Origin of the sequence: Citrobacter sp. T1.2D-1, from assembly GCF_950098555.1 — a bacterium.
In the GTDB taxonomy this organism is placed as follows: Bacteria; Pseudomonadota; Gammaproteobacteria; order Enterobacterales; family Enterobacteriaceae; genus Citrobacter_A; species Citrobacter_A telavivensis.
In genome coordinates, this window is sequence record NZ_CATNHH010000007.1 from 137,015 (window position 1) to 150,522 (window position 13,508).

Genomic DNA, 13,508 nt, shown 5'->3' on the forward strand with positions numbered 1-13,508 from the left:
ACAAAAAAAGGTGTAAAGAGGGGGTAAAATGATGATTTTTTGAAATTAGTTGTTTATAAACAATGTGTTAAAGTGATTTTTCTGGTGTTTTTTGCAGCGGTTTATCGACAGCTGAACTATTTTTTGAGCTGATAGTGATATCACGCATCACCCGACCATGAGCTGCCGACGCTGCTGGCTCAACTTACGGTATTGTTGCGGTGACATGCCGACATATTTACTGAAGGTACTGTAAAAACGACTACTGGAGCGGAAGCCTGCTGTCAGCGCCACGTCGAGAATGGTTTTATCCGTATCGCTAAGCAGGGCGCGGACGTGATTAATCCGCATGGCGGTGATGTATTGCTTCAGGGTCAGCTGCATCACGCGTTGAAATATCCCCATCGCATAGTTGGCATTGAGTTTCACATGGTCCGCGACGTCATTAATGGTGAGTGCCTGATCGTAATTATCAGCAATAAATCCCAACATCTGGCTGACGTAAAACTGCGCGTGGCGCGAAACGCTATTCTTATGCGTGCGTGAGGTTTTGTTGAGCAAAATCGGCTGCCAGCCGGAAAGGCTAAAGCGCTTAAGCATCAGGCCGATTTCATCGATCGCCAGTTGACGAATTTGTTCATTTGGGCTGTTTGTCTCCTGCTGCCAGCGCAGAACTTCAAAGGTACTGAGTTGCTGAGTGGCCAGGGATTTAATCACCATGCCGTGTGTGACATGGTTGATAAGCTCCCTGTCCAGCGGCCAGGAGAGAAACAGGTGCATCGGCAAACTGAAAATCGCCATCTGCCGGCAGTTGCCGGGACGGGTAAGCTGATGTGGCGTACAGGCCCAGAACATTGTGATATGCCCTTGTTTTATCTGTACAACCTCATTGTTGATCAGATACTCCACGTCCCCGTCAAAGGGGACATTCACCTCGACCTGACCATGCCAGTGACTGGCGGCCATCGCATGTGGCGGGCGTAGCTCAATATCCATCCGTTGATATTCGGAATAGAGCGACAGCGGACTGCGCGTCTGTTTTTCGTCACCATTGCACATATGCGGGTCAGGTGGGAGAAAGGGGATTGGTTGCGTGCTCATCGACACTCCGTTTCCTGAATTGTCAGAATCATGCCAGCTTTACGGGAACAGAACCGGGAATTCGGACACAAAACCGACGGTTATAATTGATAGTAGCCCTTATAACCGCCCGGATACTCTGCTTTTCTGGCTATTTTGTCCCAAAAACTCAGATCGCCGTGCGACCAGCAGAGGATCTGAGTTTTCGGGAATGCTCATCGGGGAAGACGGAGGTTTTCACTCAGATCGCGTGCCACCATGAATCTGTTCACTACTGTTCTGGAGAGTCATGATGACAGCACCCAAAATTACCTTTATCGGCGCCGGTTCAACGATTTTCGTGAAAAACATTCTCGGCGATGTCTTTCACCGCGAGGCGCTGAAGTCGGCGCATATTGCCCTGATGGATATCGATGAGACGCGCCTTGAAGAGTCGCACGTCGTTGTACGTAAGCTAATGGATTCTGCCGGTGCGTCCGGACACATTACCTGTCATACAGAACAAAAAGCGGCACTACAGGATGCCGATTTTGTCGTTGTCGCCTTTCAGATTGGCGGCTATGAGCCCTGCACGGTGACCGATTTTGACGTCTGTAAACGTCACGGTCTGGAGCAAACCATTGCCGATACGCTCGGCCCTGGCGGCATCATGCGCGCGCTGCGTACCATCCCGCACCTGTGGCAGATCTGTGAAGATATGACGCAAGTCTGTCCGGATGCCACCCTGCTGAATTACGTCAACCCGATGGCAATGAATACCTGGGCGATGTATGCCCGCTATCCGCACATTAAACAAGTGGGGCTTTGCCACTCCGTGCAGGGAACGGCGGAAGAACTGGCGCGCGATCTGAACATTGATCCTGCTTCATTACGCTATCGCAGCGCCGGTATTAACCATATGGCGTTTTATCTGGAACTGGAACGTAAAACCGCCGATGGCACGTATGTGAATCTCTATCCGGAACTGCTGGCAGCTTATGACGCCGGGCAGGCACCGAAACCCAACATTCATGGCAACGATCGCTGTCAGAATATTGTGCGTTACGAGATGTTCAAAAAACTGGGGTATTTCGTCACCGAATCCTCGGAACACTTTGCTGAATACACCCCGTGGTTTATTAAGCCAGGCCGCGATGATCTGATCGAACGTTACAAGATTCCACTAGATGAGTACCCGAAACGCTGTGTGGAGCAACTGGCGAACTGGCATAAAGAGCTGGAGGAGTACAAAACCGCAGAGCGTATCGATATTCAACCGTCGCGGGAATATGCCAGCACCATTATGAACGCCATCTGGACGGGTGAGCCGAGCGTGATTTATGGCAACGTGCGTAACGACGCGCTGATCGACAACCTGCCGCAGGGCAGTTGCGTGGAAGTGGCCTGTCTGGTGGATGCGAATGGTATTCAGCCAACCAAAGTCGGGGCGATTCCGTCGCATCTGGCGGCGATGATGCAGACCAATATCAACGTACAGACGCTATTGACCGAAGCCATTCTGACGGAAAACCGCGATCGCGTTTACCATGCGGCCATGATGGACCCGCACACCGCTGCCGTACTGGGTATTGAGGAAATCTATGCGCTGGTGGATGACCTGATCGCCGCCCACGGCGATTGGCTTCCCGCCTGGTTACACCGTTGATTGTCAACGTCGCCGGGCTCAGACCCGGCGTTTACCCTCTCTAATAACAGAAGGCGGGCGCTGGTAACAGCGACCCGGTACCCTATGAGCATCTCTCTGACAACAAAATTAAGTTACGGATTCGGTGCGTTTGGTAAGGATTTCGCCATCGGCATCGTCTATATGTACCTGATGTATTACTACACCGATGTGGTGGGGTTATCGGTGGGTGTCGTGGGTTCGTTGTTTCTGGTGGCAAAGATCTGGAATGCGTTCAACGATCCGGTAATGGGCTGGATTGTGAACGCCACCCGGTCGCGGTGGGGAAAATTTAAACCGTGGATCCTGCTCGGAACACTGGCGAATTCGCTGGTACTGTTTCTGCTGTTTAGCGCCCACCTGTTTGAAGGCACGGCACAGGTGGTCTTTGTCTGCGTGACCTACATTCTGTGGGGCATGACGTATACCATCATGGATATTCCGTTCTGGTCGCTGGTGCCGACCATTACGCTTGATAAACGTGAGCGTGAGCAGCTGGTACCGTTTCCGCGCTTCTTTGCCAGTCTGGCGGGATTTGTTACCGCCGGGGTGACGTTGCCGTTTGTGAGTTATGTTGGGGGGGAGGATCGTGGGTTCGGTTTCCAGATGTTCACGCTGGTGCTGATCGCGTTCTTTATTGCCTCCACTATCGTGACATTGCGTAATGTGCATGAAGTGTATTCGTCTGACAGCGAGGCTACCGCTGACAGTACCCGGCTGTCGCTGAAGTCGATCCTCGCGTTGATCTACAAAAACGATCAACTCTCCTGTCTGCTGGGAATGGCGCTGGCTTACAATGTGGCCGCCAATATTATTACCGGTTTCGCGATTTATTATTTCACCTATGTGATTGGCGATGCTGACCTTTTCCCGTATTACCTGTCCTATGCCGGCGCGGCGAATTTATTGACGCTGATCCTCTTTCCTCGTCTGGCGAAGGCGCTATCCCGGCGGAGTTTATGGGCGGGCGCGTCGGTGATGCCGGTTCTCAGCGGCGGGGTATTGTTAATTATGGCGCTGGCTGGATACCACAATGTGTTTCTTATCTGCCTGGCCGGAGTCTTTCTGAACATAGGCACCGCGCTGTTCTGGGTACTACAGGTGATCATGGTGGCAGACACCGTCGATTACGGTGAGTATAAGTTTAACGTGCGCTGCGAGAGCATTGCCTATGCTGTGCAAACGATGGTGGTAAAGGGCGGCTCCGCGTTTTCGGCTTTCTTTATCGCCGTGGTGCTGGGGATCATTGGCTATATCCCCAATGCGGTTCAGTCTGCTGAAACTATCCTGGGCATGCAGTTCATCATGATTGCATTACCGACGCTGTTTTTCATCGTGACGCTGATCCTTTACTTCCGCTACTACCGTCTGAACGGCGATACATTGCGTAAGATCCAGATTCATTTGCTGGATAAGTATCGTAAAGTGCCGCAGTCCACTTTGCATCCGGAAACACGCCCGATACCGGTTAGCGCGACTGGCGATGTGAAGGCGTAATCATGGAATGGATTTCGTTGATAGGCTATCTGGCGGCAAGCCTGACCACGCTCTCTTTTCTGCCGCAGGCGATAAAAGTCATCACCACCCGTAATACGCAGGGGATTTCCGGACTGATGTACGTCATGTTTGTCTGCGGGTTAGTGATGTGGTTGATTTACGGATTGCTCATTGAGGACACGGCGGTCAGCATGGCGAACTTCCTGACGCTGGTGTTCGCCTTGCCGATTCTGGTGATCAAATACCGCAGGGGATAGTGCAAATTGCCGGAGGGCGTTGTGGCTTATCCGGCAATTAACCGATAGCGCTTCAACTGTCGGCAATGAATGCGCGCCAGCAGCATCACCGAGGTTAACGCGCCCAACAGCGCGCAGAACATGTCTGACTGGGTATCCCACGGGTCGCCCTGGGTACCAAGAAAATCATCCGCGCCTTGTCCCATCGCCAGTGCCGCCCACCATTCAATCAGCTCGTAAGTGGCGCTGATCGCCAGCGCCACGCAGCAAACCAGAAATGCCAGCATCTTGTTTCCGCGAACAATCTTTCCACGAAGCAGAATTTCGCGCGCCACCAGTGCCGGCACCAGCCCCTGGAAGAAATGCCCCAGTTTGTCGTACGGATTGCGGCTTAAGCCCAGCCAATCCTGTACCTCAAAACCGATGGGCACTTTGGCGTAGGTGTACATTCCGCCGACCATCAGGATGATGGCGTGGAAGAAAATCAGCGTATAAAGCAGCGGGGTAAGCGGGTAGCGCGTTGCGGTTGCCAGCAGCAGCGGTACCACAATAATCACCGGCGTCACTTCCATCAGCCAGGTGATTTTCTCACCCGCCGAGACGCCGGTGTAGATGAGGATAAGCGTCAGTATCAGGGCAGCAACAGTGAGCAGGCCGGGATTCAGTGTGCGGATCATCGAGATTCTCTCAGTAAGGGAAAAGACGACTATTCACCGATGCCGATAAAAATTCAACGTCTGCTATGGGAGGATAATAAGTGGCCCGGGGGGATCACCGGACTGCCCTCAAACGTTGAGAACCGTCCGGTGCCGGGCCGAAGAGGTTATTTCGCGCAGTTAGCGCACTGCTTGCTGACTATCTGCTGGAAGAAATCGTTGCCTTTGTCATCCACCAGGATGAACGCCGGGAAATCTTCCACTTCAATTTTCCAGATAGCCTCCATACCCAGTTCCGGATACTCAATGCATTCCAGATGCTTGATACTCTGCTGCGCCAGGACCGCTGCCGGGCCGCCAATGCTGCCCAGATAGAAGCCGCCGTGTTTCTGGCAGGCATCGGTCACCTGCTGACTGCGGTTGCCTTTCGCCAGCATGATCATGCTGCCGCCGTGTGATTGCAGCAGATCAACATAGGAATCCATGCGGCCTGCGGTGGTCGGCCCTAATGAACCTGACGGATAGCCCGCCGGTGTTTTCGCCGGACCCGCGTAGTAGATGGGGTGATCTTTAATGTACTGCGGCAACCCTTCGCCAGATTCGATACGCTCTTTCAGCTTCGCATGCGCAATATCGCGACCCACGATAATGGTTCCGGTCAGCGACAGGCGGGTTGAAACCGGGTACTGCGAAAGCTGAGCCAGGATCGCTTTCATCGGGCGGTTGAGGTCAACTTTTACCACTTCGCCTTCGCCGGCCTGGCGCAGGGCTTGCGGGATGTACTGGCCTGGGTTGTGCTCCAGTTTTTCGATCCAGATCCCTTCGCGGTTGATTTTTGCCTTGATGTTACGGTCTGCCGAGCAGGAGACGCCCATACCGACCGGACAGGAGGCACCGTGACGCGGCAGGCGGATCACGCGGATATCGTGGGCGAAATATTTGCCGCCAAACTGCGCGCCGAGACCGAGTTTTTGCGCCTCTTCCAGCAGTTCCTGTTCCAGTTGTGTGTCGCGGAACGCCTGACCGTGCTCGTTACCGGTGACCGGCAGCGCATCGTAGTAGTGCGTGCTGGCGAGCTTCACGGTTTTCAGCGTGCTTTCTGCGGACGTACCGCCAATCACAAAGGCGATATGGTACGGCGGGCAGGCTGCGGTGCCGAGGGTACGCATCTTCTCAACGAGGAAATTTTTCAGCTTGCCCGGGGTGAGCAGCGCTTTAGTTTCCTGATACAGATAGGTTTTGTTGGCAGAACCGCCGCCTTTCGCCACGCAGAGGAACTTATATTCATCGCCATCAACGGTGTAGAGGTCGATCTGTGCCGGCAGGTTGGTACCGGTGTTCACCTCTTTGTACATATCCAGCGCGGCGTTCTGTGAATAGCGCAGGTTGTCTTCGATATAGGTGTTGTACACCCCTTTTGACAACGCGGCTTCGTCACCACCCCCGGTCCAGACACGCTGGCCTTTTTTCCCCATGATAATGGCCGTACCGGTATCCTGACAGGTCGGCAGAATGCCTTTAGCGGCGATTTCGGAGTTTCTCAGGAATTGCAGCGCGACGTATTTATCGTTTTCGCTGGCTTCGGGGTCGTGGAGAATGGCGGCAACTTGTTGCTGATGTTCGGGGCGGAGCATGAAGGAGGCATCGTGGAAGGCTTGTTGCGCCAGTAGCGTCAGGGCTTGCGGCTCAACCTTCAGTATGGACTCGCCTTCAAACTCACTTACGCTGACATAATCGGAAGTGAGCAGGTAGTACTCTGTTTCATCTTTCCCCATCGGGAAAGGTGCCTGATAGAAGAACTCTTTATTTGACATGTGCTTCCAGCCTATTGATTTCTTTTAATATCATAAGTGACGCGCCGCCCGGTGAAGGGCGGCACGCGGGAGACCTTTACAGGAATCCGTACATGGCAGCAAAGATCCAGCCAAAGACGCAGGAGACGCTCACGCCAATCAAACCCGGCAGAATAAAGCTGTGGTTGATGACGAAACGACCAATGCGGGTGGTACCGGAACGGTCAAACTGAATCGCAGCCAGATCGCTTGGATAGGTCGGCAGAATGTAGTAGCCGTAGCACGCCGGGGCAGATGCCACGATGTACGCCGGGTCAACGCCGATCGCCAGAGCGACTGGAACGATAGCCGCCAGCGCCGCAGCCTGGGAGTTAACAAATTTGGACACCAGCAGCAGAACAATTGCATAGGCCCACGGATACTCTTTCACCATCTCGCCCAGCACGCCCTGGATCTCATCCATATGGGCACCGAACATGGTCTCTGCCATCCAGGCGATACCGTACACCGCCACAATCGCGATCATACCTGAACGGAAGACTTCGTTTTTAGAGATTGAAGCGGGATTGGTTTTGGTCAGGATAATAATCAGCGCGCCGGTCAACAGCATGAACATCTGGATAACCAGCACCATTGACAACGCTTTGCCGCCAAAGGAAGGACGCAGCTCGGAGAAAGCACCCAGAATGGCTACAATCGCGATAGAGCCCAGGAAGATCCACATCGCCAGCCAGTTGCTTTTCGGCAGCTTTTTGTCCAGCAGCGTTGCGGTGTCACCATACACGTAGTGATGGTTTTCCGGTACGGAGATGAATTTCTGGAAGTCTTCGTCTTTATCCAGATCTTTACCGCGGAACCAGCTGAAAATACCGATTGCCAGGATACCCAACAGCGTGGACGGGATGGTGATTGCCAGCAGGTCGAGGAATTCCAGGTGTTTACCTTCAAACGTCACATTACCCAGCATCGCAACCAGAGAAACCACTGCGACTGATACTGGACTTGCGATAATCCCCATTTGCGCGCCGATGGAGCTGGCGGCCATTGGACGTTCCGGGCGAATGTTGTTTTTAATCGCAACGTCGTAAATGATTGGCAGGATCGTGTAGACCACGTGGCCGGTACCGCAGAGGATAGTCAGGGTACAGGTCACGAACGGCGCAACGATAGAGACATATTTTGGGTTGCGGCGCAGCAGTTTCTCTGCGATCTGCAACATGACATCCAGACCCCCGGAGGCCTGTAGGGTTGCTGAGGCCGCGACCACCGCGATGATCACCAGCATAACGTCAACCGGTGGTTTACCCGGCTGGAGGTGGAAAACGAAGACCAGAATGACCAGGCCGATACCGCCTAACAAACCCAGCGCGATACCGCCCTTTCTGGCACCATAAAACAAACATATTAATATTATGAGAAGTTGTATACTAAATAGCATTTATTTACCCTCGCGATAAACCAGTCAATTTTGATAAATGGATCACAGCCATGTTCTGTTTTTTGTGTAGTGGGCGCAGAGCCTGGCTAATATTCGTTTCGTCTGAAAGTGTGATTAGTTTCTAAACATTGAATAAAAGTTTTTCATAAGGAACATGGAAACTCTTATCGTTTTTTCAGGCTGTTTTCAGAAAGCAAGACTCTCTGGCGATGGGCAGTGTTGAAAAAGGAGAGCAGAAGCAGTTTCGGGATCTTTTTTTGTATCTTTATGAAAAATATGAACATGTCATCTGCTCACAGAGTGTGCTTATCCCTAAGATGTAGCATGAGCTCCGTTGCTACCGTTTATCGTTTTTGTTAATCCGTCTGGTTATTTCCAGACTACTCCTTTGTGATTAAAAATACACACTCTATGAGGTGGATAATACTTTATTAACTTTTGTTAGCGTTTTTGAAATTAAAAACAATGCTATGTCGGATAATAATAAAGCATTGATAAATGTGAAATGATGCAATTATATTTGATCTGGCACAATTTCTGAATTTTCAGATAGTAACCTTAACCTTTTTATTTTTTCATTATTGTAATAATTGTTACCAATATATAACGAAATAACGCAAGGTTAAGATTCTTCTTCTACTGACAATATTGCTTAAGTAAAGAATAATGTTCTGCCTGAATACGGTAGCGGTAAACCGGTCTGCCCGTGACGCCATAATGAATGCTGGTGACCAGAATATGGCAGTTAACCAACCAAATGAGGTATTTGCGGCAGGAGACGCGGGAGATATTCACCGCATTCGCCAGCTCATCGGTTGAAAACTCATAATCCTGATGCGCATCAATCCACTGACACAGCGTACGCAGCGTTTGCGGCGTTAGCCCTTTCGGCAGGCGGCGAGTGTCCTGCTCATTGGACGCACTGCCGTGAATCAGTTGGTCCAGCTCTGACTGCTCATAATACTGGTGCTTGTCCATGTCCCTTTTCTTTTGCAGCCAGCTGGTGAGGGCTTCTTCAAAACGTGAGGCCTGAAACGGCTTGATTAAGTAATCAACGACGCCGTAGTGCAGCGAGTCCTTAATCGTTATGGCATCGGCGGCAGACGAGATGACAATGACATCAATTTTGCAGCCGGCGGCATGCAGAAGGGGAAGCAGATCCAGCCCATTCTCTTTCTGCATGTAAATATCCAGCAAAATCAGGTCTATCTGAACGTCGCTATGAAAAATAACTTCTTTGGCTTTCTCCAGCGTTGAGGCGGTTCCGCAGCACTGAAAACCGGGGATCTGTGCGACATAGCGGCGGTTTAACTCCGCTACCATTGCGTCGTCATCGATAATAAAGACATTGATCATGTGCTGGCCCTCTGCCCATCCCAGGGTATTTGTACAAAAAATTGTGTGAAAACGCCAGGTTCGGATTCCACAAAAATATTGCCGCCAAGACTTTCAACTTGTTGTTTAACAAGCGCTAAACCGACGCCGCGTTCAGTTCCTTTAGACGAGACGCCTTTCTCAAAGATAGCGTCAACACGGTGCGGTTCGATGCCGGGACCATCGTCACTCACTTCACAATGCAACCAGCCATTGCGATAGTATAAGGAGACGTTGATTTCACCTCCTGACTGCTGTGCTAACGCGTCGATCGCGTTTTCAATCAAATTTCCGAGCGCGGTGATCAATACCGCAATTTGATCTTCATTGCCGCTGTCCGGTAATTGGCTGTCATGGCTAATCACCAGTTTGTGCCCTGAATCGGATGTGCGATTAATCTTACTGAGTAAAAAGCCCGCAATGACCGGCGATCTAATTTTGCCTAGCAGTGAGCCGATCTCTTCCTGATAGTTGTTAGCCGTCCTGATAATATAGTCTTCAAGTTGCTTATAACTCTTCAGATGTAACAATCCCAGAATCACATGTAATTTATTCATGAATTCGTGGGATCGTTCACGGAGTGAGTCGGCATAGTTCACCATGCCATCGAGGCGCTGCATCAACTTGCGAACTTCCGTTTTGTCCCTGAAGGTGGAGATCGCGCCAATAATCTTGCCGTCGCTACGAACCGGGACGGTATTAATGAGCAGCAACCGGTCTTTGATGTTGATCTCTTCATCGCGGTGCGGCGTACCGTCGCGCAAAACTTCGCTGAGATCCACCACCTGCGACCAGGCGTGGCTGAGCGTGGAAAACTGGGGATCGTCCTGTGACTTGCGATAGTTCAGCAATTCCTGGGCGGCATCGTTAATCAACGTCACTTCGCCTTTGTCGTCAACGGCGATCACCCCTTCCTTGATCGACTGTAGCATCGCCTGGCGCTGTTCAAACAGGGTGGAAATCTCATATGGCTCCAGACCAAACAGGATGCGCTTGAGCACTTTCACCAGCACCCAGGTGCCCAGCAGACCCACCAGCACGCCAAAAAGTACGGACCAGATAATACTGCCACGACTGTTGTTAATCTGTTCGGTGACCCGGCTCAGTTCCAGACCGATCGCCACCACCCCAATCTGGCGGTGATTGTCGTCATAAATGGGGGTGAAAACGCGCAGCGCCTGGGCGAGAAAGCCCCGGTTGATGGCAATATTCTCTTTGCCATCTAACGCCCGCAAAATATCGTCGCCTTTAAACGGCTGTCCGATGCGCTGGGCTTCCGGGTGGGAATAACGCAGGCTTTTCATGTCGGTGACGACAATAAACAGCATATCGTTACGCTTGCGCACCGCTTCGGCAATTGCCTGAATCCCGCTATCCTCCGGTTTTTTCATCAACCCCCTGCGGATCTCCGGCGAGTCTGCCAGCGTTCGGGCAACGGCCAGCGCCTTATTTGCTAACGCATCACGCGTCATGTGGCTGATTTGTGAGAAGTAGAACAGGTGGACGACCAGTAGTACAGAAAACAACACGGCGCTGACCATCAATATTACCGTCGTACCGAGTTTCATCGGCCGTGTACGTAGCGTGCGGCAAGGCAGAGAGTGTCTCATTGTGGTCCCGGGTTCACTGTTCGTGTGGTTATTATCCCTATTGGGACACGTAATTCCAAGGTGGCAGGGAAATTCACCGGAGCAGGTACGCAATTATCGGACAATTATTGCGCTTACCGTTAGCAACCTGCGGCAATAAAATCGCCATTGGCGCTAATCGGGATCACCGTTAAGAACAGGATCGTGGCAAAAAGAATCAGCACCACGCCACCGACAATTCTGGCTGCAGGCGCCAGCCATTTCAGGGCCGGATGTCCAGTGCCGAACCATGAGAGCGTCTGATTGCGGGCATAGCGTACCGCCAGAGACAGTCCCATGATTGACAGCGCGGTGCCAAAGGACATGGTCATCACCGCCGCAATGCCCCAGGTGACGATGCCGAGCGCGTTGGAAAATAACAGGATCATGATCGCCCCACTGCACGGCCGGGCGCCGATGGCGAGAATCACCCCCAGTCGGGTTTTCCAGTTGCCGTCCTCCAGCGTCTTCCCGACGCCGTGATGCCCGCAGCCGCACTTCTCGTCATGGATATGCAGGGGAGTAAACCGGGTGAAGGTGATGGGACGCAGGGATTTTAAAGCATGATAGATCATAAACGCGCCAAACCCGGCGATCAGCACCGCGCTAATTTTCTCAACGTACCACCGGCTGGTGCTCAAATCACCGGATGCCAGGTTAAAGCCAATCGCGAGGATAAACACAAACAGAATCGCGCTGACGCCTTGCATCAGGCTGCCAACAAAAGGCACAACCCGTGCAGCCAGCAGGCTTTCCTTATTGGTACTCAGATAAGTCGTCACGATGAACTTCCCATGTCCCGGCCCGATGGCATGCAGCACGCCGTACAGAAAGGCCCCCGTCAGTAACCAGAAACCGCCGCTGTACTGATGATTATTCAACTGCAGCAGGTACATCACCAGATAACGGTGCAGCGTGATTTGCGTCGCCAGACACCATTGAATGAATGCCCCCCAGTGCAGATGCAGGGTATAGCCGACCCCGAACAGTGTCAGAGTCAGGAGTCCTGCCAGCGACAGGCGCAGAGAGGGATGGCGTCCGGATGCGATCATGATTCGGTCTGGCTATGGGTATGATGAAACAGTATAGCCTGATTAAGGGGAGAACCCAGCTCACTGAGCAGACTTCCCCCTTTTTTTACATAACAAATAATTATATTATCTATAAATTATCATGAAAAGTTTATATGACACCGGCTGCCAGGAGTATCACTTTCGTCCAGGAATAATCTTTTTGCGCACGCCGCGAAAATAAGAATTTTATTTCACTTGCCTGACGGGATATTGATTCGTAATATATTTAAATACATAACGACTATGCCGTTGTTGTTCTATTTTTATTTCTTGTTTGTATCGAGAAATGTCACTTTCAGTTAAATCACTGCTTTTTATCAGATGAAAAATGATAAGACGGTCATGGTTTTTCCACTTTATTTTCCCATAAAAGTTCGTTTGATCATAATCAACCATCAGCCGTGTTTAGCCCTTTATGATGACTTATTAATAATAACTATGGATGAAATGTGAGAAATAAAGATGGAAATAAAAAAATGGCTAAACACAACACTGTCCCGACGGGATGCGGTGACAGGAACCGCCAAAATAGGTGCCGCGGTTGCGCTCAGTAACGCGATTACGTTGCCTTTCTCTGTTACCGCGCAGGCCGAAACGATCGCTGCGCCGACGCAGGGTGGTAATGGTGAAACCGTTCGCCACAGCGCCTGTCTGGTCAACTGCGGCAGCCGTTGCCCGCTGAAAGTGATCGTTAAAGACGACCGTATTGTGCGTATTGAACCAGAAGACGCAAAAGACGACGCGGTATTTGGCGAGCACCAGATTCGTCCATGTTTGCGCGGACGTTCCAGTCGCTGGCGGGTATATAGTCCGGACCGAATTAAATATCCGATGAAACGCGTAGGTAAACGCGGTGAAGGGAAATTCAAACGTATTTCCTGGGATGAAGCGACCGCATTTATCGCAGCAGAATTGAAACGCGTGACGGAAAAATATGGCCGTGAGGCCATTTATTATAATTATCGGTGATGCTGCCAACTTACTGATTTAGTGTATGATGGTGTTTTTGAGGTGCTCCAGTGGCTTCTGTTTCTATCAGCTGTCCCTCCTGTTCAGCTACTGACGGGGTGGTGCGTAACGGCAAAAGCACT

The 13,508-nt window shown here is 51.5% G+C and carries 11 protein-coding genes and 1 pseudogene; 5 read left to right on the plus strand and 7 right to left on the minus strand.

Annotated elements, in window-relative coordinates:
- Positions 1 to 147: 147 nt before the first annotated feature.
- The gene (gene melR, locus QQZ17_RS08985; protein ID WP_152401535.1) at positions 148 to 1,080 is read right to left on the minus strand and encodes a transcriptional regulator MelR; all 933 of its coding nucleotides are present in this window, start codon (positions 1,078 to 1,080) and stop codon (positions 148 to 150) included.
- A gap of 268 nt (positions 1,081 to 1,348) precedes the next feature.
- Between melR and melA the strand changes: the two genes are divergently transcribed.
- The 3 genes from melA (at position 1,349) to QQZ17_RS09000 (ending at position 4,476) form a co-directional block, all read left to right on the plus strand.
- Positions 1,349 to 2,704: an alpha-glucosidase/alpha-galactosidase gene (melA, locus tag QQZ17_RS08990; protein ID WP_152401538.1), complete on the plus strand. Its 1,356-nt coding sequence runs from the start codon at positions 1,349 to 1,351 to the stop codon at positions 2,702 to 2,704.
- Between the two features lie 84 nt (positions 2,705 to 2,788).
- Positions 2,789 to 4,219, plus strand: coding sequence for a melibiose:sodium transporter MelB (melB, locus tag QQZ17_RS08995; RefSeq protein ID WP_152401542.1), 1,431 nt, complete (start codon positions 2,789 to 2,791; stop codon positions 4,217 to 4,219).
- A 2-nt stretch (positions 4,220 to 4,221) separates the two neighbouring features.
- On the plus strand, positions 4,222 to 4,476 hold the full coding sequence (locus tag QQZ17_RS09000) for a SemiSWEET transporter (RefSeq protein ID WP_061075522.1): 255 nt from the start codon (positions 4,222 to 4,224) through the stop codon (positions 4,474 to 4,476).
- Positions 4,477 to 4,502: 26 nt separating this feature from the next.
- Here QQZ17_RS09000 and QQZ17_RS09005 read toward each other — a convergent pair whose 3' ends face one another.
- The 6 genes from QQZ17_RS09005 to QQZ17_RS09030 form a co-directional block, all read right to left on the minus strand.
- Entirely contained in the window at positions 4,503 to 5,132 is a 630-nt protein-coding gene (locus QQZ17_RS09005) for a DUF2238 domain-containing protein (protein WP_152401544.1), read from the minus strand.
- Between the two features lie 146 nt (positions 5,133 to 5,278).
- Positions 5,279 to 6,925, minus strand: coding sequence for a class I fumarate hydratase FumA (gene fumA / locus QQZ17_RS09010; RefSeq protein WP_152401547.1), 1,647 nt, complete (start codon positions 6,923 to 6,925; stop codon positions 5,279 to 5,281).
- A 76-nt stretch (positions 6,926 to 7,001) separates the two neighbouring features.
- Positions 7,002 to 8,342: an anaerobic C4-dicarboxylate transporter DcuB gene (gene dcuB, locus QQZ17_RS09015; RefSeq protein ID WP_046494043.1), complete on the minus strand. Its 1,341-nt coding sequence runs from the start codon at positions 8,340 to 8,342 to the stop codon at positions 7,002 to 7,004.
- A gap of 636 nt (positions 8,343 to 8,978) precedes the next feature.
- Positions 8,979 to 9,698, minus strand: a complete 720-nt coding sequence (gene dcuR / locus QQZ17_RS09020) for a two-component system response regulator DcuR (RefSeq protein WP_152401549.1) — start codon at positions 9,696 to 9,698, stop codon at positions 8,979 to 8,981.
- Positions 9,695 to 11,326, minus strand: coding sequence for a sensor histidine kinase (locus QQZ17_RS09025; protein WP_152401551.1), 1,632 nt, complete (start codon positions 11,324 to 11,326; stop codon positions 9,695 to 9,697). The genes dcuR and QQZ17_RS09025 overlap by 4 nt, the downstream gene beginning before the upstream one ends.
- Before the next feature lie 119 nt (positions 11,327 to 11,445).
- Positions 11,446 to 12,396 carry a nickel/cobalt transporter gene (locus QQZ17_RS09030; protein ID WP_152401553.1) on the minus strand — a complete coding sequence of 317 codons (951 nt, stop codon included), beginning with the start codon at positions 12,394 to 12,396 and terminating at the stop codon, positions 11,446 to 11,448.
- A gap of 483 nt (positions 12,397 to 12,879) precedes the next feature.
- Between QQZ17_RS09030 and QQZ17_RS09035 the strand changes: the two are divergent.
- Positions 12,880 to 13,383 (plus strand): annotated as a pseudogene (locus QQZ17_RS09035) (molybdopterin-dependent oxidoreductase); the annotation flags it as partial.
- 53 nt (positions 13,384 to 13,436) lie between these two features.
- Positions 13,437 to 13,508, plus strand: a 72-nt coding sequence (locus QQZ17_RS09040) for an IS1 family transposase (RefSeq protein WP_001568368.1), incomplete at its 3' end; no start/stop codon positions are given.